The 23164-nt window shown below is 62.8% G+C and carries 16 protein-coding genes and 5 pseudogenes; 14 read left to right on the forward strand and 7 right to left on the reverse strand.

Features of this window, described 5'->3' with window-relative positions; all coding sequences use genetic code 11:
• Nucleotides 1-7: 7 nt before the first annotated feature.
• The 4 genes and pseudogenes from hutH to ACQVLG_RS04120 all read right to left on the reverse strand — a co-directional run bounded on the left by hutH (nt 8) and on the right by ACQVLG_RS04120 (nt 5749).
• Nucleotides 8-1567: a histidine ammonia-lyase gene (gene hutH, locus ACQVLG_RS04105; RefSeq protein WP_474292958.1), complete on the reverse strand. Its 1560-nt coding sequence runs from the start codon at nt 1565-1567 to the stop codon at nt 8-10.
• Nucleotides 1568-1586: 19 nt separating this feature from the next.
• Nucleotides 1587-3277, reverse strand: a pseudogene (gene hutU / locus ACQVLG_RS04110) (urocanate hydratase).
• A 118-nt stretch (nt 3278-3395) separates the two neighbouring features.
• A pseudogene (locus ACQVLG_RS04115) lies at nt 3396-5068 on the reverse strand (amidohydrolase).
• Between the two features lie 66 nt (nt 5069-5134).
• Nucleotides 5135-5749 (reverse strand): GNAT family N-acetyltransferase, encoded by a 615-nt coding sequence (locus ACQVLG_RS04120; protein WP_474292960.1) that lies wholly within the window; start codon nt 5747-5749, stop codon nt 5135-5137.
• Between the two features lie 166 nt (nt 5750-5915).
• Here ACQVLG_RS04120 and ACQVLG_RS04125 point away from each other — a divergent pair, with 166 nt between their 5' ends.
• The 5 genes from ACQVLG_RS04125 to ACQVLG_RS04145 all read left to right on the forward strand — a co-directional run bounded on the left by ACQVLG_RS04125 (nt 5916) and on the right by ACQVLG_RS04145 (nt 8942).
• A complete protein-coding gene (locus ACQVLG_RS04125) occupies nt 5916-6947 on the forward strand; it encodes a hypothetical protein (RefSeq protein ID WP_474292962.1) in 1032 nt (343 codons plus the stop codon).
• A 19-nt stretch (nt 6948-6966) separates the two neighbouring features.
• Nucleotides 6967-7410 carry a hypothetical protein gene (locus ACQVLG_RS04130; protein WP_474292964.1) on the forward strand — a complete coding sequence of 148 codons (444 nt, stop codon included), beginning with the start codon at nt 6967-6969 and terminating at the stop codon, nt 7408-7410.
• A 47-nt stretch (nt 7411-7457) separates the two neighbouring features.
• Nucleotides 7458-7913, forward strand: coding sequence for a hypothetical protein (locus ACQVLG_RS04135; protein ID WP_474292966.1), 456 nt, complete (start codon nt 7458-7460; stop codon nt 7911-7913).
• Nucleotides 7914-7929: 16 nt separating this feature from the next.
• Complete coding sequence (locus ACQVLG_RS04140; RefSeq protein WP_474292968.1) at nt 7930-8430, forward strand: hypothetical protein; 501 nt, start codon at nt 7930-7932, stop codon at nt 8428-8430.
• Nucleotides 8431-8522: 92 nt separating this feature from the next.
• A complete protein-coding gene (locus tag ACQVLG_RS04145; RefSeq protein ID WP_474292970.1) occupies nt 8523-8942 on the forward strand; it encodes a hypothetical protein in 420 nt (139 codons plus the stop codon).
• On the opposite strand, the gene ACQVLG_RS04150 is transcribed toward ACQVLG_RS04145, so the two are convergent.
• The 3 genes and pseudogenes from ACQVLG_RS04150 to ada form a co-directional block, all read right to left on the reverse strand.
• Nucleotides 8939-10627, reverse strand: coding sequence for a mechanosensitive ion channel family protein (locus ACQVLG_RS04150; protein ID WP_474292972.1), 1689 nt, complete (start codon nt 10625-10627; stop codon nt 8939-8941). The two genes, ACQVLG_RS04145 and ACQVLG_RS04150, sit on opposite strands and share 4 nt — an antisense overlap.
• Before the next feature lie 75 nt (nt 10628-10702).
• Nucleotides 10703-11442, reverse strand: a pseudogene (locus tag ACQVLG_RS04155) (2OG-Fe(II) oxygenase).
• A complete protein-coding gene (gene ada, locus ACQVLG_RS04160) occupies nt 11391-12446 on the reverse strand; it encodes a bifunctional DNA-binding transcriptional regulator/O6-methylguanine-DNA methyltransferase Ada (RefSeq protein WP_474292974.1) in 1056 nt (351 codons plus the stop codon). The pseudogene ACQVLG_RS04155 and the gene ada overlap by 52 nt, the downstream one beginning before the upstream one ends.
• A 181-nt stretch (nt 12447-12627) precedes the next feature.
• Here ada and hutC point away from each other — a divergent pair, with 181 nt between their 5' ends.
• The 9 genes and pseudogenes from hutC to ACQVLG_RS04205 all read left to right on the forward strand — a co-directional run bounded on the left by hutC (nt 12628) and on the right by ACQVLG_RS04205 (nt 23131).
• Nucleotides 12628-13347, forward strand: coding sequence for a histidine utilization repressor (hutC, locus tag ACQVLG_RS04165; protein WP_230539019.1), 720 nt, complete (start codon nt 12628-12630; stop codon nt 13345-13347).
• A 534-nt stretch (nt 13348-13881) separates the two neighbouring features.
• A pseudogene (locus tag ACQVLG_RS04170) lies at nt 13882-16494 on the forward strand (PAS domain S-box protein); the annotation flags it as partial.
• Nucleotides 16495-16780: 286 nt separating this feature from the next.
• Complete coding sequence (locus ACQVLG_RS04175; protein ID WP_474292976.1) at nt 16781-17002, forward strand: Hpt domain-containing protein; 222 nt, start codon at nt 16781-16783, stop codon at nt 17000-17002.
• A gap of 73 nt (nt 17003-17075) precedes the next feature.
• Entirely contained in the window at nt 17076-17534 is a 459-nt protein-coding gene (locus ACQVLG_RS04180; RefSeq protein ID WP_230539021.1) for a response regulator, read from the forward strand.
• A 291-nt stretch (nt 17535-17825) separates the two neighbouring features.
• Complete coding sequence (gene trxA / locus ACQVLG_RS04185; RefSeq protein WP_071075390.1) at nt 17826-18152, forward strand: thioredoxin TrxA; 327 nt, start codon at nt 17826-17828, stop codon at nt 18150-18152.
• Between the two features lie 155 nt (nt 18153-18307).
• Complete coding sequence (gene rho, locus ACQVLG_RS04190) at nt 18308-19570, forward strand: transcription termination factor Rho (protein ID WP_010401543.1); 1263 nt, start codon at nt 18308-18310, stop codon at nt 19568-19570.
• Between the two features lie 234 nt (nt 19571-19804).
• Nucleotides 19805-20068 (forward strand): annotated as a pseudogene (locus tag ACQVLG_RS04195) (type B 50S ribosomal protein L31); the annotation flags it as partial.
• Between the two features lie 158 nt (nt 20069-20226).
• The gene (locus ACQVLG_RS04200) at nt 20227-21951 is read left to right on the forward strand and encodes an ArnT family glycosyltransferase (protein ID WP_230539022.1); all 1725 of its coding nucleotides are present in this window, start codon (nt 20227-20229) and stop codon (nt 21949-21951) included.
• A 199-nt stretch (nt 21952-22150) separates the two neighbouring features.
• Nucleotides 22151-23131 (forward strand): choice-of-anchor A family protein, encoded by a 981-nt coding sequence (locus tag ACQVLG_RS04205; protein WP_230539023.1) that lies wholly within the window; start codon nt 22151-22153, stop codon nt 23129-23131.
• The last annotated feature ends 33 nt before the right edge of the window (nt 23132-23164 follow it).

A 23164-nucleotide genomic window follows, 5' to 3' on the forward strand; every position in this document is an offset into this window, starting at 1 on the left:
CGCCCGCTCAAGCGTACAGCGGGGCGAACAAATTCTTGCAGGTGCTGCTCAACTCACCCTGCAGCACCATCTGCTTGGCCGCTTCGATATCGGGCGCAAAAAAACGGTCGGCGTCGAAGAACGGCACCTTCTGGCGCAGCTGGTGGTGCACGTGTTCCAGGTGCGGCGAAGTTTTCAGGGGACGGTGGAAATCGATGCCCTGCGCGGCGGCCAGCAGCTCGATGCCGACGATGACGGCCGTGTTGTGCGCCATGTCGTCCAGGCGGCGCCCGGCGAACGTGGCCATGCTCACGTGGTCTTCCTGGTTGGCGGACGTGGGCAGGCTGTCGACGCTGGCCGGATGGGCCAGCGACTTGTTTTCCGACGCCAGCGCGGCCGCCGTCACGTGGGCGATCATGAAGCCGGAATTGACGCCCGGGTCGCGCACCAGGAACGGTGGCAGGCCGGAGAGCGTGGCGTCGATCAGCAGCGCGATGCGGCGCTCGGCCAGGGCGCCGATTTCGGCGATCGCCAGCGCCAGGGTGTCGGCCGCAAAGGCGACAAGTTCGGCGTGGAAGTTCCCGCCCGAGACGATTTTCGCCTGGCCGTTGGGGCCATCCTGGAAGATCAGCGGGTTATCCGTGACGGCATTGGCTTCGATCAGCAGGGTACGCCCCACGTTGCCGATCAAATCGAGGCAGGCGCCCATGACCTGCGGCTGGCAGCGCAGGCTGTACGGGTCTTGCACGCGCTCGTCGCCTTCCAGGTGCGAGGCGCGGATGGCGCTGTTGGCCACCAGCTGGCGGTACATCTGCGCGGCCAGGATTTGCCCCGGCTGCCCCCGCACGGCGTGCACGCGCGCGTCGAACGGCGAGTCGCTGCCCTTGGCCGCGTCCAGCGACAGCGCGCCCGTGACCATGGCCGCTTCCAGCAGGCGCTCGGCCATGAACAGGCCATGCAGCGCCAGCGCGTTCGACACCTGCGTGCCGTTGATCAGCGCCAGCCCCTCTTTTGCCGCCAGCACGACGGGCGCGATGCCCGCCTGCGCCAGCGCTTCGGGCGCCGGCATCAATTCACCGTTGACGCGCACCTCGCCCACGCCCAGCATGGCCAGGGTCATGTGCGACAGGGGCGCCAGGTCGCCCGAGGCGCCGACGGAGCCCTTGGCGGGAATGGCCGGCATGATGCCCGCGTTGTACAGGGCGATCAGGGTGTCGACGATCAGCGGGCGCACGCCGGAAAAGCCGCGCGCCAGGCTGCCGATCTTCATCAGCATGATCAGGCGCACGACGGCGTCCGACAGCAGCTCTCCCGTGCCGACGGAATGCGACAGGATCAGGTTGCGCTGCAATTGCTCGAGCTTTTCATCGGGGATGCGCGTCTTGGCGAGCAGGCCGAAGCCCGTGTTGATGCCGTAGGCCGCATCGCCCTTGGCGACGATGGCTTGCACGGCGGCGGCCGACGCCTCGATGACGGGATAGGCCTCGGCGGCGAGGATCAGTTTCGCGGGTGCGGCCCAGACGGCGCGCAGGTCGCCCAGGGTCATCGCGCCCGGCTTCAGGGTCCAACTTTTGGCATGCTGTGTCATAGTCATTCGCATCAAGGTCTCAAGGAAGCATTGGAAGAATCAGGCCGTTGCGCTTGGCGCAGGCGGCCGCGGTTTCGTAGCCGGCATCGGCATGGCGCATCACGCCCGAGCCGCTGTCGTTGACCAGCACGCGCGCCAGGCGTTTCGCCGCCGCTTCGCTGCCGTCGGCCACGATGACCATGCCCGCATGCTGAGAATACCCCATTCCCACGCCGCCGCCATGGTGCAGCGAGACCCAGGTGGCGCCGCCGGCAGTGTTCAGCATGGCGTTCAGCAGCGGCCAGTCGGAGACGGCGTCCGTGCCGTCCTTCATGCTTTCCGTCTCGCGGTTCGGGCTGGCGACGGAACCCGTGTCCAGGTGGTCGCGGCCGATGACGATGGGCGCCTTCAGCTCGCCCGTGCGCACCATCTCGTTGAAGGCCAGGCCGGCGATGTGGCGCTCGCCCAGTCCCAGCCAGCAGATGCGCGCCGGCAGGCCCTGGAAGGCGATGCGCTCGCGCGCCATGTCCGCCAGTGGTGCACCTGCTTGTGGTGCGGGAACAGCTGCTTGATCTTCGCATCCGTTTTATAGATGTCTTCCGGGTCGCCGGACAAGGCCACCCAGCGGAACGGCCCCCGCCCCTCGCAGAACTGCGGGCGGATGTAGGCTGGCACGAAGCCGGGGAAGTCGAAGGCATTCTGCACGCCCTGGTCAAACGCCACCTGGCGGATGTTGTTGCCGTAATCGACAGTGTGCACGCCCATGGCGTGGAAATCGAGCATGGCTTGCACGTGGGCGGCGCAGGAATCGGCGGCAGCCACCGTCAGGCGCGCGTGGCGCTGCGGGTCTTGCTGCGCGGCCTTCCAGTCCGACACGCTCCAGCCGCGCGGCAGGTAGCCGTTGACCAGGTCGTGCGCGGACGTCTGGTCCGTCACCAGGTCCGGCACCAGGCCGCCCGCCTTGGCGCGGCGCACCAGTTCCGGCAGCACTTCGGCCGCGTTGCCCAGGAGGCCGATGGAAATGGCTTCCTTGCGCTCCGTATGGTATTTCACCAGTTCCAGGGCTTCATCCAGGCTGGCCGCCTGCTTGTCCAGATAGCGCGTGCGCAGGCGGAAATCGATGCTGCTTTGCTGGCATTCGATATTGAGCGAGACGGCGCCCGCCATGGTGGCGGCCAGCGGCTGCGCGCCGCCCATGCCGCCCAGGCCCGCCGTCAGGATCCAGCGCCCGCCCCAGTCGCCGCCGAAATGCTGGCGGCCCGCCTCGGCGAAGGTTTCATACGTACCCTGCACGATGCCCTGCGTGCCGATGTAGATCCAGCTGCCGGCCGTCATCTGGCCGTACATGAACAGGCCCTGGCGATCGAGTTCGTTGAAGTGTTCCCAGTTGGCCCATTTCGGCACCAGATTGGAGTTCGCGATCAGCACGCGCGGCGCGTCGGCGTGGGTCTGGAACACGCCCACCGGCTTGCCGGACTGGATCAGCAAGGTCTGGTCGTCTTCCAGTTCGCGCAGCGAGGCGAGGATCTGGTCGAAGCAGGCCCAGTTGCGGGCGGCGCGGCCGATGCCGCCGTAGACGACCAGGTGCTGCGGATTTTCCGCCACTTCCGGGTCCAGGTTGTTTTGCAACATGCGGTAGGCCGCCTCGGCCTGCCAACTCTTGCAAGCCATGACCGTGCCGCGCGGCGCGCGGATGGTACGGCTGGCATCAAAGCGTGGATCGGTGTCCATTGTGCTGTTCATGCTGTCTCCTCGTAGGGTGCGAGCGGGCGTATTTAGCCCGCTCTTGTGCTCCCAGCATAGGTTGTCTATACAACCAAGTCAACAGGTTTTTGCAAGCGCAAACTGCCTATTTTTTCTCGAACACGCGCTTGCCCGCCACCCACGTCTGCAGCACCTGCGTCTTGCCGATGGCCTTGGGGTCGACCTTGAACAGATCCTGGTCGATGACGACGAAATCCGCCCATTTTCCCACTTCCAGGGTGCCGATGACCTTTTCCTGGTGCGCCGCCCAGGCCGCGTCCAGCGTGAAGCAGCGCAGCGCTTGCGTCACCGTCATCGCCTGCTGCGGATACCAGCCGCCGGCCGGGAACCCCTCGCTATTTTGCCGCGTGACGGCCGCGTGGATACCCTCGAACGGATTCGGCGACTCGATGGGGAAGTCCGATCCGCAGGCGATGCGCGAACCCTGCTGGAGGAAGGTGCGCCACGCATACGCGCCCTTGATGCGCTCGTGGCCCACGCGCTGCTCCGCCATGTTCTGGTCGGACGTGGCGTGCGTGGGCTGCATCGACGGGACGATGCCCAGCACCTTGAAACGGGGGATGTCGGATAATTGCACCACCTGCGCATGCTCCATGCGGTGGCGCAGGCCCACGCTATGGTATTGCGCGGTCAAGGCCTGGTAGCCGTCGAGGATTTGATGGTTGCCCGCGTCGCCGATGGCGTGCACGTTCACCTGGTAGCCGGCGCGCATGGCTTTTTCCATCTTCGCGCGCATGGCGTCGTCCTTGTAGAACAGCAGGCCGCTGGTAGAAGGATCGTCGCTGTAGGGCGCCAGCAGGGCCGCGCCGCGGCTGCCCAGGGCGCCGTCGGACAGCAGTTTGACGGCGCGCAAGGCGTACATGTCGCGCGCATAGCTTTTTAATGGGCCGTTTTTCGACAGCGCGTCGAAGTCTTCCGTCGTGTCGGCAATCATGCCGTAGACGCGCACCGTCAGCTTGCCGTGGTCCGCATAGTCGCGGAACAGCCGGTCCTGCATCTGGCCGATGCCCGCATCGTGCACGCTGGTCAGGCCCGCCTGCGACAGCTGCGCCAGCGCGCCATCGAGGGCGGCGCGGTTTTCCACGTCGCCCGGCTTGGGCAGCACGGCATCCACCAAGTCCATGGCGTTATCGACCAGCACACCGGTGGCATTGCCATCCGCATCGCGCTCGATCTTGCCGCCGGACGGGTCTTGTGTGGCGCGCGTGATGCCGGCCAGCGCCAGCGCGCGGCTGTTGGCCCAGCCCGCGTGGCCGTCGACCGGCGCAGCCACACGGGCCGCGCGCTTTCCGCCGCATCAAGTTCCGCGGCCGTGGGAAAGCGCCCCAGCTTCCAGATTTCCTGGTTCCAGCCATTGCCGACGATCCAGCCGCGCTCGGGATGCGCGCGGGCGAATTCGCCCACGGCCTGCACAGCGGCCTGCAGCGACGACGAACCGTACAGCATCACGCCGCTGGCAATCGTCCCCAGGCCGAACACGTGGCCGTGCGCGTCGATCAGGCCCGGCAGCACGGTCTTGCCCTGCACGTCGACGTGCAGAGCGCCCTTGGCCGCCTTGCGTTTCACCTGCGCGGCGCTGCCGACGGCGAGCAGCTTGCCCGCGTCGTCAAATGCCAGCGCCGTGAAGCGAATCACCTTGCCGGCAGCATTGAGCGTGTAGCCATTGGCGTTGTCGATGATGGTATCGGCGTGGGCGTGGGCCAGGGCGCCAAGGCAGGCGAGCGTAAGCAGGGTACGGCGCAAGGGCAAAGTCGGCATTTCCATCTCCAGGTCTTTTAGTCGTTAGCAAAAAGACGAGTGTATAGAAATTGGCAAAATGGTCAATCAGGCAGCAGATGGTTGCCGCAGCATCAGCCAGTAATCGCAGCCCGTGACGGCTTCCGCGTAACGCCCCGCCACCACGAAACCCAGGCGGGCATAAAACGGCAGGCTGCGCTCATTGTAGGTCTCCAGGAAGCACGCGGCACCCGCCGCATCGACGGCCGCCAGGCCAGGCGCCAGCACGGATGCGCCCAATCCCCGCCCCTGCGCGTCCGGGGCGATGCCGGCGATCGACAGATACCATGCGTGCTGCAGACCGTGCGACGCCAGCGCATGCTCCATGTTCTCGACGATGGCCGAAAAATGCGCGAAACCCTGCTCGCCCAGCAGCACGCGCAAGGCGTCTTCGCGCTGCGCATACGCGGCCTGGCGCCGGGCTGCCGGCGTATCCGTCGTCCAGATGGCCGCGCCATTGCGCCCGTCATCAGCCAGGTCGACGCGACCCGCCTGCCAGCCTTCGGCCAGTGCCAGCGCGAAGTAGGCTTCCAGCATGGCCAGCCGCGCCGCTTCTTCGTCGCCGCAGGCCACCGTGACGGCGCGGTAAAACGGGTCGCCGATCAGGGCGGCGGCCAGGCTGCGGGCGGCTTGCGATGCTTGAGTATGGGGTGCGCTGGGCATGGATTCTCTTTCTTTTCATCGTAACGGGGAAACGCCCGGCATCTTAACGCAAGCGCCCAGGCCTTGCGCCCAGTCAATACCTCCCCGCCGCCGCTGGCTTAGGCTGAGGTTTTAAGACGGAGGTTCCATGGCCAGGCACCATGTCATCAGCACCACCGCGTGCGACGTGTTCTTCAAGCTCGTGGCCCACCAGAAGAAAAGCCTGGGCGCGCGCTTCGACAGCATGATCGTCACCTTCAGCGCCAACGGCCGACCCGTGCTGGGTGCCACCCTGCGCAACGCGACAAGCGGCTGCGAACTGCACCGCCTGGCCGGCCAGCCCGACGAATGCTGGTGCTGCGGCTACGACGAGCAGCTGGAATTCGTCTCGCAAAACAAGGTGCCGCTGGCGCACGCCGACTACCGGCTCACCTTGAGCAATGGCGAAACGTGGACGGGGACGACGGATGCGAAGGGGCGCACGGGGCGCGTCGCCAGCAAGCGGGAGGCGCAAATTACCCAGGCCGAATTCCTGCCGCACGCGGACAAATCGCCATGCTGCGCCGCCGCCCCGAAACACGCGGCGCCTGCAGTCAAGGTCATTCAGCTGGAAGGCATCAAGACGACCGACAAGGACGTCGGTTCGTCCGTCAAACAGGTCAAAGTCAAGGACAAGGTTCGCCCGCTGACCAGGGGCGAGATCGACATGGCGTGGATGCTGTTCCAGGATGCGATCGACTACAGCAAGGTCAAGGTGCATGGCGAGCCGTATTTGTGGTTCGGTTTACAGCCGAAGAACGTGGCCATGACGCCGGATGGGGAGATGTATTTTCATGAGTCGGAGTATCGGGAGGATTTTTCCATAGCTCAGCCAATAGACAAAAACTGGTTCATGCATGAAATGGTCCATGTCTGGCAGTATCAATTGGGCTATCCGATTGCATTGCGTGGGGCGATCCGTTTCGGATTGAATTACACGTATTTTTTAAAGCGAGGAAAAAAACTATCTGACTTCAACATGGAGGCACAGGGCAACTTACTGGCAGATTATTTCGGACTAAGGTATTTGAAAACACCAAAAGCTATGAATCAAAAAGAATACCGGAACTCCCTGATTCTCTACGAAGAGGTGATCAATGAATTTCTTAAAAATAGAAAAAGCAAGACCAATCTTCCTGGAAATGACATTGACCATGAGCCTTTGTTTGACATGCCGTGACGCGTACCCGATGTCCCGCATGGCCGAAGCCGAGATTAGCGCATTCAAAGGCATACCATGCTTTACCATTTCAAAAAAAGAAGAACGCCGCAATGGAACGCCAATGCTGGGCGCACTCATGGTTTACGATATTTCCATAAAGCCGCCTGTAGAGGTCTGGTCCTTCATTCTCCCTGGAGCGACGACCCTACCCATGCATGCAAAAACCTGCTATTTGTATGGCCAAGTACCAGCAGGAGCCGAATCGACTGCCGCGACGATGTTGAAAACAGGCAGGATGTACAGCGTCTTTTTGAATGGCAGGCCGGATGACCCATCTGACTCGACCTACGGCTACAAAGGGAAATTCTGTCTCATCACGACAGCTAACTACGGCCAACAGGTCATTCCCATCAAGCGCGACATGCAAGCCTGGATCGATGAAGTTTGTCCAGCAAACCTCCAAGCACAAAAGGGCCAATAATGCCCAACTGCCACAAGACCCAATTGATGCTTATCTTTCTGACCAGCATGAATGCCTCGGCCACCTCCCGCATGGCATACGCGGAAGTACAGCTAAAAAATGGCACTCCCTGTTTCACCATTTCGCAAAAAGAAGAAGCACGCAACGGGCTTCCTCGGATTAGTGCGATCGTACTGACAGATGTATCCGTCAAGCCTGCAGTAGAAGTATGGTCTTTTCTTTTACCGGGCACAGCAACTATCCCTGTGCATGCCAAGTCCTGCCTTTTGTATGGGCTTGCTCCAGCAACGGCAGAGGTCAAGCCACCCAAAGCGCCGCCGCTGAAAACGGGGCGCATGTACGACGTCTTCCTGAACGGTGGGCCAGCCGATCCTTCAGATCCTACTCGCGGCTACGTCGGGAAATTTTGCTTAATGACAGGTATCTCCGGGGAGCGCAAGATTCTTCGTATCGACAGCGATAGCCAGGCCTGGATAGATGAAATCTGCCCCGTTCAGAAATAGGAAAAAGAGGATGTCCTTGCAGCAGAATGCCCTGTTCATACTGTTCATGTTCCTCAGTCTGCATGCCTGTGCGACATCGCGCATCGCCGATGCTGAAATCAGTTCAATTGACGGCGTACCGTGTTTCACAATCTCGCAGAAGGAAGAAAGTCGCAACGGCCAGCCACTCCTGGGAGCACTCAGCATTTCAGACCTGTCAGAAAAGCCCGTCGTTGGTGTGTGGAGTTTTTATATGACTGGTGGAAAAAAAGTACCGCTCTCGTCAAAAAGCTGCCTTCGGTATGGTGATCTTCCTCAGGGAGCGAACGGCATGCCCGCCCCTGAACTGCAAACAGGACGGGTCTACAGCATTTTCCTCAATGGAAGACCAAATGATCCTGCAGACCCTACCTATGGCTACATGGGAAAGTTTTGCATAGTAGCCACGGCCACTGGTGAACGAAAAATCATCGCCATTGGCAGCGACACGCCAGCGTGGAAACAGGGTAGTTGCCCGGAACATTCGCTCATCAGATAGTGCGGGGATCGCCATGCCATATCGTCACACACTGCTATTCCTGCTTGCCACGCTGACGACTATCAATGTCTCGGCGTGGTCGCGCATCGCTGATGCCCACATTCACTCTGTCAACGGCATACCGTGCTTTTCAATTACAAAAAAGGAAAGAGGCACGCAATGGCCTGCCATTTCTTGGCGCAATCATGGTTTCTGACATGTCCGTGCAACCGGTAAAAGAAGTATGGGGATTCTCCCTACCGCCAGAAATGGCGCTACCCATCCGTGCCAGCACATGCATCCGCTATGGAAACGTGCCTGCCGGCGCGACGGACATACGCGCTGAAAAACTGATACCCGGGCATTTTTATCATGTGTTCTTGAATGGCAGCCCCAAAGATCCGTCCGATCCAACGTATGGCTATCAAGGAAAATTCTGCGTGAGAACTATGGCTGCTGGCGGCCAGCAAGTCATTCCCATCAACAGCGACATGCAGGCCTGGATCGATGAAGTCTGCCCATCCCTTCCCTAGCAATTTCCCGGCTTGGATGGCACCACTTGACTCGTCGATTCCTCCCCCCGCTTCGCCGGCGCCCTGAACCATTCACCGGGCGGCACCACGTGCGATTCTTTCGGGTCGTCGATGTAGTGCGGCGAGGTGATTTGCACGTCGAATTCGTTGAAGACGTCGATGATGTTCTGGTGCAAGCGGTTCAGTACTTCGGCGCGCTGGCGGGGCACTTCGGCGCTGGCGTAGGCGACGAGGCGGTATTGCACGTAGTAATCCTGCAACGCCAGCTGCATCACGTACGGTTTCGGCGTGGTCGACAGCTCCGTCGTGCGCGATGCGGCCAGTTCCAGCATGGCGTGCACTTGCCGCCATGGCGTGGCGTAGCCGATGGTGACGGTGGAGTCGAGCACGAAGCCGCCGCCGGGCTGGGCGCGCGAATAGTTTTTCGTCGTTTGCGACATCACCCACGCGTTCGGCAAAGCGACCTCTTCACCTAGTCCCGTGCGCAGGCGCGTCTCGAACATGCCGACGTCGACCACGGTGCCCTCGCTGTCGCCCACGCGCACATATTCTCCCTTGCGCAGGGCCCGCGTGTACATGAGGATCAGGCCGCTCGCGCCCTGGCCAACGATGCTCGACGCGCCGATCGACACCATCAGGCCCACCAGCACGGAGAGGCCCTGGAAAGCGGCCGTGTGCGAACCGGGCAGATACGGATACGCCATGGCCAGCGCGAACAGCCAGATCACCACGCTGGCGATGCGGCGCGTGGGCAGGGCCGTGTCCTTGTCCAGCCAGCCGATCTGCAATTCGCCGCTTTCCACGCGCTTGAACAGCGAGGCGGCCGTGGCGGCGATCAGGCGCGCGATGGCGAAGATCACGCACACCAGCACCAGCCCCGGCAAGGCGCCGATGATGGCGTGGAAGACGTCGGCCGCCACGTCGAACAGGTAGCCGCTCAGGCTTTCGCCCCACGAGCGCGTGTACGGCAGGCGGCCCAGCACGAAGGCGGCCCACAGATAGGTGGCCATCAGGCGCAAGCCCCACAGCACGGCGCTCAGCAGTTGATACGCGAAGGCGATGTAGTGCTCGGCGTCGAGCACGCGCACGTTTTTCAGGCGCACGTCGCGCAGGCGAGAAGCCAGCAGGATGCCGCTGCGGCGCTTGGCCCAGCGGTACAGACGCGTCAGGCCCAGCCACACGAGCCAGAACACGAGGGTAGCGGCCGCGCACACGGCGGCGGCGATTGCCAGGTAGCGCCAGCTGCTCTGCTCGCGATAGTCAAAGACGGCCTTGCTCAGTTCCTCGGCCGCCGTTTTCGCCACGCTTTCCGTCGTATCGCCGGCCAGCTGGTTGACGTCGCCAGGCACGACGACGAACAGCTGCACGCCGTCGAGCAGCACCTGCGTGCCTTCGGGAATCATGCGCGTGCTTGCCTGCAAGGGGCCGTTCTTGGCCAGCACGCCGTCCAGACGGCGCTGCGCGCCGATGGCCCGTTCATCGGGCGGGTAGCCGGCCAGCGCGGCGCGGAAGACGAACACCTTGCGGTTGGCGAACATCAATGGCGCCGTCCTGGCCGCCGCGGCATGCGCCGGCGCGATGGCGGTCGCAGCCTCCGCAACGAGCGATGGCGCAGCGTCCTGCGCATGGGCCACGGGCAAGAGGAAGATCGTCAACAGGCACAACAGGCGGAGCAACGCGGACATGGCAGAAATGAAAGAGTGACAAGGAGTAGCCATCATGCCATGTAATTGCGGAAACTCAAGCGCCGCACCTACCGTTCAGCTCGCATCATGGAAAATGATGCCCAGGGTGTGGCGCATGCCCGAGCGCAGGCGCGACACGCCATGGCGCATGTTGACGCGGTAACTGCCCCGGGTGCCGTTGACGGGACGCTGCGCGACAGGAAAGAGGACGGCGTCGCCCTGCGCCAGCGGCACGACCTCCAAGCGCGACTGCATGCGCGGGCGCTGCTCCGTCAGCACGAACTCGCCACCCGTGAAATCGACTTGCGGGCGCGACAGCAGCACGGCCAGCTGCAGCGGAAACACGTGCTCGCCATACAGGTCCTGGTGCAGGCAGTTGTAATCGTCCTTGCGGTAGCGCAAGAGCAAGGGCGTGGGCCGCGTCTGCCCCGCCGCATGGCAGCGCGCGCCAGGAAGTCGGCGTGCGCCAAAGGAAAACGGCTATCGAGGCCCATGCTGGCGTGCCAGCGGTTGGCAATCGCCGCCAGCGGCCCGTACAGCTGTTCGCGCAAGGCGGCCACCACAGCGGGCAGCGGATACGCCCAGTACTGGTACTCGCCCTGGCCGAAACCGTGGCGCTGCATCACCACCCTGCTGCGGAAATGCGCCGCATCGTCGTACTGCGCCGCCAGTGCCGCGCAGGCATCCGCAGCCAGCAAGCCCGGCACGACGGCGCAGCCGTATTGATTCAGCTCATCCTCGATCTGCCGCCAATCGAGCGCCCTCACCGTCCGCCCTCGCGTTCCAGCAACGCCTGCTTGCGCTCCACGCCCCAGCGGTAGCCGGACAGCGCGCCATCGTTGCGCACCACCCGGTGGCAGGGGATGGCGACGGCCAGGGCATTGGCGGCGCAGGCGCCCGCCACGGCCCGCGCGCCTTGCGGGGCGCCGATGCGCCGCGCCAGTTCGGCATAGCTGACCGTGCTGCCGGCAGGAATCTCGCGCAAGGCTTGCCACACGCGCTGCTGGAACACGGTGCCGCGCACGTCGAGCGGCAAGTCCAGGCCGATCGCCGGCGCCTCGACGAGGCCCACCACCTGCGCCACCGTCCGTTCATAGTCAGGCTCGGCGCCGCGCAGTTCGGCCCGGGGAAAACGGTCCTGCAAGTCGCGCAGCAGCACTTCCGGGTCGTCGTCGATCAAAATCGCGCAGATACCCTTGTCCGTGCTGGCCACGAGGATGGCGCCCAGCGAGCAGGCGCCGATGGCAAAGCGGATCACGGCGCCGCTGCCGCCGTCGCGGAATGCGCCCGGCGTCATGCCCAGCAAGCCCGGCGTGGCCGCATACAGGCGGCCGCTGGAATTGAAACCGGCCGCATATAACGTTTCCGTGACGTTCGCCGCGCCCTGCAAGCCGGCCTTCAGGCGCTCGCCGCGCCGCGCCGCCGCGTAGGCTTTCGGCGTGATGCCCGTGTGCGCCTTGAAGACGCGGTGAAAGTGAAAGCGGCTCATGCCGGCCGCATGCGCCAGGCTGTCCAGGTCGGGCAACTCGTCGCTGGCGTCGATCAGGCGGCAGATATCGGCCACGATGGCCGCCTGGCGCTGGGCCAGGGGCGGCAAGTCCGGTTTGCAGCGCAGGCAGGGGCGGAAACCGGCCGCCTCCGCCTCTTCGCACGTGGCGTGGAAAGCCACGTTGCGGCGCAAGGCGGGGCGCGCCGCGCAGGAAGGGCGGCAATACACGCCCGTCGTGCGCACCGAGTAATAAAAAACGCCGTCGGCGTCGGGGGCGCGCCGCTGCAGCGCATCCCAGCGTTCATCGTCAGTCAGGTAAGCGTGTTCCATGGCGAACTCCGTGCAAGTCAAGGATAAGTCACCAGCATAGCCAGCGCCAAGGCGCGCCACACTCCGGCGCTTGCTTTTGAATTCAAAAAAAGGCTGGCGGCAGGCATCGCGCTCGGTGCTAAAATCGGCCATCGCGCCTCCAGCCGGCGGCGCGCCCTGCCCGCGCCCCGGAGAAACCGCATTGGACGATCACAATACCCAGGAAAATACGCCCATTTTCCAGCGCATCAAGGATTTTCTGCTGGCCGGCATCGCCGCCGGACGCTGGAAGGAAGGCGACGTGATTCCCTCCGAGCAAGCCCTGGTGAAACAATTCGGCGTCTCGCGCATGACGGTCAACCGCGCCGTGCGCGAACTGACCAGCGAGCAAATACTGACGCGGCGCCAGGGTTCCGGCACCTATGTGGCGCAGCAAAAATACCAGGCGACCTTGTTGGAAATCAAGAGTATCGCCGATGAAGTGCGCGCGCGCGGGCATATCCACCGCAGCAGCCTGCAATTGCTGGAGCGCACCAAGGCGTCCGATTTGCTGGCCAAGCAATTCGGCCTGCCGCCGGAGCACCCGCTGTTCCATTCGCTGATCGTGCATTTCGAGAACGGCGTACCGATCCAGGTGGAAGACCGCTGGGTCAACCCCGAGTGCGCGCCCGACTACATGACGCAGGATTTTTCCAGCATCACGCCAAACGAATACCTGATGGCCGCCGCCCCCCTGCAAGGCGCCACTTACAGCATCGAAGCGCTGTCGGCGCCGCGCGACATCGCCGAAATGCTGGCCATCGACACGAAACAGGCGTGCCTGGTGCTGCGCCGCCAGACGCGCTCGGGCGGCAGGATCGCCTCGATCGCCACCATGTGGCATCCCGGACACCGCTATCAGTTTGCGGGAAGTTTCGCCTGAGGCTATCAGCTCGATTGCGTAGCACGATTTCGCGCCAACTTTCTCACGAATTCTCACCAAATCGCGAAAAAAACAGCCATTCCGGGGCAAAAAAAATCCCGTTTTGGCTGTTTCAGAACTTAACTACTCCGACTAAATATTCGATGCTATAGTTGCCGCCAGAAAGCGCCGCAGGCGTTTATTTGAACGCGCATCATGCACTGCCAGCCCCGTCCAATCACGCCCCAGAAAGGGATGCATTTGTCGTATTGCAGCCACACGAGTTTCGGCGCACCACGCCCACGGCGCCCTGCGCTGCACCGGCTCGCGCGTACGATGCTGGCGGCGGGCATGGCATTCTCGCTGCCGGTGCAGGCGGCGGCACCCGGCATGGCGCCGGCACTGCTGTGGCCGTATGCAGCCGCCAGCGCCACCGCCCTGGCGGGACTGGCTTGCTGGCAAGCCTGGCGCCTGCGCCGGCAGTTGCAGCGCCAGCCCCTGCCCGCCCATGCCCTGGCCGAACACGATGCCATGCAAGCCTTGCGCGGCGCCATCATGGCTGGCTGGACCTGGCGGCGCCAGTCCGACCGGCTGCAATTCGCGCCCCAGTACCAGGACGTGCTGGGCGACAAGAATGCCAGGCTCGAGCATGCACTGGCCGACTGGCTGGCCGAAGTCCACCGCGACGACCGCGCACGGCTGAGCCTGGCCTTTCGCCAGCATCTGGATGGGCAAGCGCCCGGCACCTTCAATTGCGAATTCCGTTTGCGCCACAGCGACGGCCACTGGCGCTGGCTGCTGGCGCGCGGCGCCGTGCTGGCGCGTGCCTCGGATGGCGCCGCCACGCAGGCCAGCGGCATCGTCTGCGATATCAGCGAGCGCAAGCAGGACGAGGAATCGCGCATGCGCTCGATGCTGGAAGCGGCGCCCGAAGCCATGCTGGTGGCCGACGTCGAGGGCAAGGTGCATTACGCCAACCAGATCGGCGCGCGCTGCTTCGGCTATCCGCTGGCCGAATTGACGGGTATGTCGCTGGAACAATTGGTACCGGAAAGCACGGCCAGCCACTCCGTGGGCGACCCGCAAGGGCGGCACAGCCTGCCAGGCCGGGTGATGATGGCGCGCCGCCGCGACGGCACGCATTTCCCGGCCAAGGTCAGCCTGTCGCCGCTGCGCATGGCCGGGCAAGTGTTTTCCATCGTCTCGCTGCGCGACATGACGCAGCGGCAACGCGCCGAGGAAGCGCTGCACGCCAGTTCGGAACGCTACCGCCTGATCGTGCAGACGGCCGCCGAAGGCATCTGGATGACGGATGCGAACGGCAAGACCACCTTCGTCAACCCGAAGATGGCGCACATGCTGGGCTACACGGTGCAGGAAATGCTGGGCCGCCCCCTGCTCGACTTCATGGACCGCGACAGCCAGCTGCTGATGCAGCGCCGCCTGGCCAGCCACGGCAATGCCGCCAGCCAGCCGGACCAGGTCGATTTCCGCTTCTTCCGCAAGGACCAGTCCAGCCTGTGGGGCTTGCTGTCGAGCACCAGCATCCAGTCGGACAACGGCGAGCCGGGCGGCACGCTGGCGATGATTACCGACATCACGGAACGGCGCCAGGCGTCGATCGCCCTGTCGAACTCGAGCCAGCGCATGGCCTCCGTCTTCGGCGCCGTGACCAACGGCCTGGTGGTGCAGGACAGCCACGGCCACATCCTGGAAAGCAATGCCGCCGCCGAGCGCATGCTGGCGGCCAGTCCTGCCGGCAACAGCCTGTGGCAAGCCATCCGCGAAGACGGTTCCGCCTTCGACCAGCGCAGCCATCCCGTGCACATCACCCTGTCGACGGGCGAGGCCATGCGCGACGTGCTGATGGGCGTGCAGCAACCCGACGGCAGCCTGTCGTGGCTGTCCGTGAATACCGAGGCCATCCGCGATGAATACGGCAAGGTGGGCATGGTGGTGGCCAGCCTGACGGACATCACGTATCACAAGCGCAGCGAGAGCGCCTTGCGCGAGCTCAATGAACATCTGGAAGAGCGCGTGGCACAGCGCACGGAGCAGCTGGACCAGGCCAAGCAGGTGGCCGAAGAGGCGAGCCTGGCGAAGGGACAATTCCTGGCCAACATGAGCCATGAAATCCGCACGCCCATGAATGGCGTGATCGGCATGGCCTACCTGGCCCTCAAGACGGACCTGGAACCGCGCCAGCGCGATTACCTGGAAAAAATCCGCTTCGCCGGCGAACATTTGCTGGGCATCATCGACGACATCCTCGACATCTCGAAAATCGAGGCGGGCAAGCTGGAAATCGAGCGCGTCAACTTCAGTTTCGACCACGTGGTGCAAACCCTGATGACGGTGGTGGCGCCGCGCGCCGCCGGCAAGAACCTGGAATTGCTGTTCGAAATCGACCCGCAGTTGCCCGCCGTGCTGGTGGGCGACCCGTTGCGCCTGGGGCAAGTGCTGATCAACTACGCCAATAATGCCATCAAGTTCAGCGAACAGGGCAGTATTACCGTGAAAGTGCGCAAGGTGGTGGCGGACGCCAGGCACTGCCTGGTGCGCTTTGAAGTATGCGACCACGGCATCGGCCTGTCGCAGGATGAAATGAGCAAACTCTTCCAGTCCTTCCAGCAGGCCGACACCTCCACCACGCGCGAGTACGGCGGCACGGGCCTGGGCCTGGCCATCTGCAAGCAGCTGGCGCAGCTGATGGGCGGCGACGTGGGCGTCGACAGCCGTCCCGGCGCCGGCAGCACCTTCTGGTTCACGGCCAACCTGGGCATTTCCGACCAGGCGGCGCCCGCCATGCTCGACAGCATGGTGCAGACGGCGGCCGCCATGCGCGCCAGCGCCGACGCGGCCCTGGTGATGCGCACGCTCAAGCATGCGCGCATCTTGCTGGTGGAAGACAACACTTTTAATCAGCAGGTGGCGCTGGAGCTGCTGGAGGAGGCGGGCGCCTCCGTCTGCCTGGCCAACAATGGCGAAGAGGCACTCGATTTGCTGCGCCAGACGCAGTTCGACTGCGTGCTGATGGACGTGCAGATGCCGCTGATGGACGGCTTGCAGGCGACGCGCCACATCCGCGCCGACCCGCAGCTGGCGCACCTGCGCGTGCTGGCCATGACGGCCACGGCCACCAGCGAAGACCGCGTGCGCTGCCTGGACGCGGGCATGGACGATTTCATTTCCAAGCCCATCCAGCCGGCCATGATGTACCAGACCATCGCCAGCTGGCTGCCGCGCGCGCGACACGCCGCCACCGCCGGCGCGCAGCCGCGCCGCGCCCGCCTTCAAGACCACGCTGGCGGGCGATCCTCAGGTGATCGACCTGTCCATCCTGGCAAAGTTGCTGGGTTACAACCCGGAAAAGGTGCGCAAATTCGCCTTCAAGTTCCTGCAGACCACGCAGGATGGCTTTGGCGACATCGATGCGGCCCTGGCGCGCGGCGACGTGCACCAGGTGCGGGAACTGGGGCACCGCATCAAGTCGTCGGCGCGCACCGTGGGCGCCCTGGGACTGGCCGAGCTGTGCCACAACCTGGAAACCCTGGCGCCGGGCGAACCGGCCGACGAGGCGGAACGGGCCCGGCGCATCGTGGCGCGCCTGTGGCCCCTGCTGGAACAGATTACCGAACAAATCATGAATAACACCAGCTTTGCCAATGACGATTAGCTACCGCCAAATTCCGTTAAGGCAAGGTATCGGCATCGACAGCGATGCAGCATATCAATAGAAAGACAGGACGATGAACACTGTATCAAACCAAGCAAGCCGGGAACACAACGAAGCAGGCCTGGCGCCATTGCGCGTGCTGCTGCTGGACGATGACGTCTTCATGCTCGACGTGCTCAGCGACATGCTCGAGCAAATGGGCCCCTTCGACATCCGCTGCGAGTCGCACAGCGAACAGGCGCTGGCCACCCTGAAGCAGCACCAGCCCGACCTGCTGATCTGCGACCTGTCCATGCCCGACATCGACGGCATCGAATTTTTGCGCATGGCGGCGGACAATGGCTTCCGCGGCGGCGTGGTCCTGCTGTCGGGCCTGCATTCGGCCGTGCGCCTGGCAGCCGAACGCCTGGCCGTGGCCAATGGCCTGCATATATTAGGCACCTTCCGCAAGCCGATGGAAAGCGCGGAATTGCAGCTGATGGTGAACTTGCAACTGCAGCACACGGCGCGTCAGGCCAGCGTACAAGCCTGATCGCGGAGGGCGGGCATGGCGCTGCAGGCCAGCAGGCATGCGGCTTTGCCGCCCTGCCGGCACGTGCGGGGACGATATGCCTCAAGTTTTTCTGCAATAATCGCCACGCTTTGAAAAAATGGGTTATTATTTCAGCCATCCCCGCCTGCATACCTCTGGTCGCACCTTCCAAGAACATTGAAGTCGTGCCCATTGCCCCCATCTGCTAGCTGTACTCCAGGAAGCATGGATGGCGAACCAGCGTATGGTGAATTCCAGGCATTATTGATCCCACCCTCATTTGAGGAAAATATGAGCGAAAATATCAAACACATTAGCGATGCATCTTTTGAAGCAGACGTCCTGAAATCCGACTTGCCCGTCCTGGTGGACTTCTGGGCCGAGTGGTGCGGTCCCTGCAAGGCCATCGCCCCGATCCTGGAAGAAGTGGCCAAGGAATACGCCGGCCGCATCGTGATCGCCAAGATGGACGTGGACGCCAACCAGGCAGTGCCTGCCAAGTTCGGCATCCGCGGCATCCCGACCCTGATCCTGTTCAAGGATGGTGTTGCAGCAGCTCAAAAAGTGGGCGCCATGGCCAAGGGCCAGTTGACCGCTTTCGTCGACAGCAACATTTAATGTATGATAGGCAGCGCTGCGCCCGCAGCGCCGCCTGACTGGATAGACCGGGAAGCACTTTGCCATCATTCGTGCACAGCCTTCCCCAATAATTAATCAACGCCACGCAGTCCCCTCCCCTACCTTTACATCCCGTCTCGGGACACTCAACACATATGCATTTATCCGAACTAAAGGCCTTACACGTATCCGCCCTGCTTGAGATGGCGATCGGTCTTGACATTGACAACGCAGCCCGCTTGCGCAAACAGGAGCTGATGTTCGCTATCCTGAAGAAACGCGCCAAGTCCGGCGAACAGATTTTTGGCGACGGCGCCCTGGAAGTGCTGCCTGACGGCTTCGGCTTCCTGCGCTCGCCCGACGCCAGCTACATGGCGTCCACCGACGACATTTACATCTCCCCTTCGCAAATCCGCCGCTTCAATCTGCACACCGGCGATTCGATCGAAGGCGAGGTACGGACCCCGAAAGATGGCGAACGCTATTTCGCACTGGTCAAAGTAGACAAGGTCAACGGCGAATCGCCGGAAGCCTCGAAGCACCGCATCCTGTTTGAAAACCTGACGCCGCTGCACCCGAACGAGCCGCTGCGCCTGGAACGTGAAATGAATGGCCAGGAAAACATCACCGGCCGCATCATCGACCTGATCGCCCCGATCGGCAAGGGCCAGCGCGGCCTGCTGGTGGCATCGCCGAAATCCGGCAAATCCGTGATCCTGCAGCACATCGCGCATGCGATCACGGCGAATCACCCGGACATCACCCTGATCGTGCTGCTGATCGACGAACGTCCGGAAGAAGTTACCGAAATGCAACGCTCCGTGCGCGGCGAAGTCGTCGCCTCGACCTTCGACGAGCCGGCCACGCGCCACGTGCAAGTGGCCGAGATGGTGCTGGAAAAAGCCAAGCGCCTGGTCGAAATGAAAAAAGACGTGGTCATCCTGCTCGACTCGATCACCCGCCTGGCGCGCGCCTACAACACCGTCATCCCTGCCTCGGGCAAGGTCCTGACCGGCGGTGTCGACGCGAACGCGCTGCAACGTCCAAAACGCTTCTTCGGCGCCGCGCGCAATATCGAAGAAGGCGGCTCGCTGACCATCATCGCCACGGCGCTGATCGAAACGGGTTCGCGCATGGATGACGTGATCTTTGAAGAATTCAAGGGCACCGGCAACATGGAAGTGCACCTGGAACGCCGTTTGGCCGAAAAACGTGTCTATCCGGCAATCAACCTGAACAAATCGGGCACCCGCCGCGAAGAACTGCTGATCAAGCCGAACGAGCTGCAAAAAATCTGGATCTTGCGCAAGTTGCTGTACTCGATGGACGAGATCGAGGCGATGGAGTTCATTCTCGACAAGATGAAAGCCACGAAGAACAACGCAGAGTTCTTCGACATGATGCGCCGGGGCGGTTAATTTGCTGTGAACCCGTGAACCGCCGGGGTCGGACCCTGAGGGTCCGACCCCAGTTTCCGCCTTGGGTTATCGATACAAGCCGCTCATTGAGCGGCTTTTTTATTGCCTGCTGCGGGAAAGCGCTATATAATCGACGGTTGCATTATTTTAAACCCTGGCAAGTGATCGGCAATCGGGTCAAGAAGCAGGACGACCGACGAAGTGCTGTTTGGCTACCAAACTAGAGAGAAGACCATGAAAGTCGATACCCATCCAGAATACCGCGAAGTTGTTTTCCACGATCTGTCGTGCGATTTCAAATTCGTTACCCGCTCGACCATCCAAACCCGCGAAAAAATCACCCACGACGGTAAAGAATACCCACTGGTGAAGATCGAGGTTTCGGCTGAATCGCACCCATTCTTCACGGGCAAGCACAAAATCGTCGATACCGCCGGTCGCGTCGAGAAGTTCCGTCAGAAGTTCGGTTCGGTTGGTTCGAAAACCGCAGTCGCAGCAGCTGATTTTTGCCGCTTTGCGGCAAAAAAGGGCAGCTTCGGCTACCAGAGAAAAAGGCAGCCACGGCTGCCTTTTTTGTCTTTGGCCGCTTTACTTTATACTCGCGCATACCCGACGCCATTCGTCGCGTCTTGCCACTATTCTGATACCGATTATCGATGAAGCCAGTCCGCCTTCCCGCCGCTGCCACACTCGCGCTGCCACGATGGGCCTTGTTTGCGCTCGGCCTGCTGTACATCCTGCCTGGCCTGATCGGCCGCGAACCGTGGAAGAACGATGACGCCGCCAGTTTCGGCATCATGTGGACCATGGCACATGGCGGCCTGAACGACTGGCTGTGGCCCAACGTGGCCGGCCTGTCGCTGCCCGATGAAGGCCCGCTGGCCTTCTGGCTGGGCGCCATCTTCATCAAACTGTTCGGCTGGATCGACGGCGACGTCTTCGGCGCGCGCATGTCGACCATCGGCATCTTCGTCGTCAGCACCCTGTCCGTCTGGTACACGGCCTTCAATCTGGGCCGCCGCAACGACGCCCAGCCGCTGCGCCTGGCCTTCGGCGGCCAGCCGGAGCCGGACGATTTCGGCCGCACCCTGGCCGATGCCGCCGTGCTCATCTACCTGGGCTGCCTGGGCCTGCTGCAGCACAGCCACGACATCACGGCCGAAGCGCTGTACGTCTCCCTGATGGCTTATTTGCTGTACCGCGCCGTGCGCTACATGGAAGGCCCGTCCGTGCGCAATGCGGCCCTGCTGGGCCTGGCGATGGGCGGCCTGACCCTGGCGCGCGGCTGGATCACGCCGGCGGCGCTGAGCATCGCCTTGCTGCTGTGCACCGTCTTCCTGCGCCTGCCCTTGCTGCGCAGCATACGCCACCTGGCGCTGGCCATCCTGATCGGCGTCGCGCTGACCCTCGTCTGGCTGCTGCCGGGCGAATGGCTGCAGCCGTACGGCCATTCGCCGCTGCAAGCCTGGATGGAATGGAATTGCCGCCAGTTCAGCGCGCCCAGCCTGAAAAGCGTGCAATATTTCTTGCGTGTCGGCATCTGGTTCTTCTGGCCTGCCTGGCCGTTCGCCGCCTGGGCCGTGTATGCCTGGCGCCGCCAGCACCACGTGCTGCATATCGTCGTGCCGCTGACCTTTGTCGCCATGCTGGCCATCCTGGGCCTGTGCCATCCCGATCCCGACCCGAGCCAGCTGCTGCCCCTGCTGCCGCCGCTGGCCGTCATGGCCGCGTTTGGCTTGCTGACCATGAAACGGGGCGCCATCAACGCCATCGACTGGTTCTCCGTGATGGTGCTGACCATCTGCGCCCTCGCGCTGTGGCTGTTCTGGTTCGCCATCCTGACGGGCTGGCCGCCGAAACTGTCGCACAATGCCCTGAAACTCATGCCGGGCTTCAAGCCTGAACTGGACTTGCTGGCCTTTTTCGTGGCCGCCTGCGCCAGCGCCGGCTGGGTAACGCTGGTGCACTGGCGCATCTCGCGCCAGCCTGCCGTGCTGTGGCGCGCCGTGGTGCTGTCGTCCGGCGGCCTGATCCTGATCTGGGTGCTGATCATGACCCTGTTCCTGCCGCCGCTGAACTACAGCAAGAGCTACGCCAGCGTGGCGCACCAGATTTCCATTCACCTGCCGCCAGGCAGCAGTTGCATCAACAGCAACGTCGGCGCCGCACAGCGCGCCTCGTTCGCCTACTTCGGCCACCTGCCGTTTGCCAGCGTGGGGCAACAGCAGTGCGATGTGTTCCTGTTGCAAGACAGCATCAAGGTTCCCGACAGCAAGGAGAAACTGCCCGAGCACCATGGCGCGGACTGGATCAAGCTGTGGGAAGGGCGCCGCCCCACGGATGACGTGGAACGTTTCCGCCTGTACCAGCGCGTCAGGTAGCACATGAAAAGAACCGGGCTAGCCCGGTTTTTTCTTGCCCGTAAAGCAAGCTTTGCAAACAGCAAAAGTGTTGCTTTTAAATATACTTAATTACCTAAATTGAACTAGAATTGTTTTTTAGATTATAATGATGGCTTGCGCGATGGCGGTGTCTTGCTTTCCCGCCCGATTCGTCCCCCCATTCACCATGAGATTGTCCATGAAATTATTTGCTACACGCACCTTGCCGCTCATCAGCGCCGCCCTGTTCGCTTTCTCCTTCAGCGCCTCGGCCCAGGCGACCGTGATTGACCTCGGCGTCGCCAACGGCTACTCGGCCTTCATCTTCGGCAACATCGGCAGCGGCTCGGCCAGCGGCTTCACCAGCGTCAGCGGCAGCCTGGCCGCTGGCGGCAATATCTACCTGGACAACTACAACGTTGGCACGAATAAAAAACCAGGCAGCGCGACCAACGCCATCGTTGCTGGCGGTAACCTGAACACGGGCTGGGGCACCATCGTCGGTTCCTCCGTGTATGGCGTCAGCAACCCCAACGCCACCTTGACAGCCCCACAATGGTTCCCAACCAGCAACATCAGCAAGGGCAATGCCTCCACCCTGGACTTTGCGGCCGCCCAGCAACAGCTGACGACCCTGTCGGGCGACGTTGCCAAGCTGCAATCGAACGGCACCGTGATTTCGCAATCGGGCGGCTTCAAGCTGGTGGGCGACGTCAACGCCGACGTGAATGTCTTCACCATCGCTGCAAACGACCTGCATAACCTGACCCTGGACGTGTCGTCGCTGAAAAGCACGGCCAGCATCATCATCAACGGCACGGCCACCAACATCACCATGAGCGGCGGTTTCGACAATTTCGGCAGCTTCGCCGACCGCACGCTGCTCAACTTCGCCAATGCCACCACCACCAACCTGAACAACGTCGGCATCAACGGCAGCATCCTGGCGCCGAACAGCGCGTTTTCCGGTTCGGGCAGCATGAACGGCACCCTGGTCGCCAATTCGGTCAGCTCGATCAATTATGGCCACGTCTCGATGAACGGCGCCGGCTTCAATACGGTGAACGTGTCGGCCGTGCCGGAACCAGGCACCTACGCCATGCTGCTGGCCGGCCTGGGCTTGCTGGCCTTCGTGCGCCGCCGCACGCCAGCGCGCGCACCGCAAGCGCAACTGGCTTAAGCTTTACGCAGGATCAATAAAAAACACCGGGCC

Source organism: Janthinobacterium sp. TPC_1 (genome assembly GCF_056037845.1).

Coding starts and splice junctions, on each gene's coding strand:
- hutH (WP_474292958.1), bottom strand. CDS start 1,567: ATGACACAGCATGCCAAAAGTTGGACCCTGAAGCCGGGCGCGATGACC.
- ACQVLG_RS04120 (WP_474292960.1), bottom strand. CDS start 5,749: ATGCCCAGCGCACCCCATACTCAAGCATCGCAAGCCGCCCGCAGCCTG.
- ACQVLG_RS04130 (WP_474292964.1), top strand. CDS start 6,967: ATGGCCGAAGCCGAGATTAGCGCATTCAAAGGCATACCATGCTTTACC.
- ACQVLG_RS04135 (WP_474292966.1), top strand. CDS start 7,458: ATGAATGCCTCGGCCACCTCCCGCATGGCATACGCGGAAGTACAGCTA.
- ACQVLG_RS04145 (WP_474292970.1), top strand. CDS start 8,523: ATGCCCACATTCACTCTGTCAACGGCATACCGTGCTTTTCAATTACAA.
- ACQVLG_RS04150 (WP_474292972.1), bottom strand. CDS start 10,627: ATGTCCGCGTTGCTCCGCCTGTTGTGCCTGTTGACGATCTTCCTCTTG.
- ada (WP_474292974.1), bottom strand. CDS start 12,446: ATGGAACACGCTTACCTGACTGACGATGAACGCTGGGATGCGCTGCAG.
- ACQVLG_RS04180 (WP_230539021.1), top strand. CDS start 17,076: ATGAACACTGTATCAAACCAAGCAAGCCGGGAACACAACGAAGCAGGC.
- trxA (WP_071075390.1), top strand. CDS start 17,826: ATGAGCGAAAATATCAAACACATTAGCGATGCATCTTTTGAAGCAGAC.
- rho (WP_010401543.1), top strand. CDS start 18,308: ATGCATTTATCCGAACTAAAGGCCTTACACGTATCCGCCCTGCTTGAG.
- ACQVLG_RS04200 (WP_230539022.1), top strand. CDS start 20,227: ATGAAGCCAGTCCGCCTTCCCGCCGCTGCCACACTCGCGCTGCCACGA.
- ACQVLG_RS04205 (WP_230539023.1), top strand. CDS start 22,151: ATGAAATTATTTGCTACACGCACCTTGCCGCTCATCAGCGCCGCCCTG.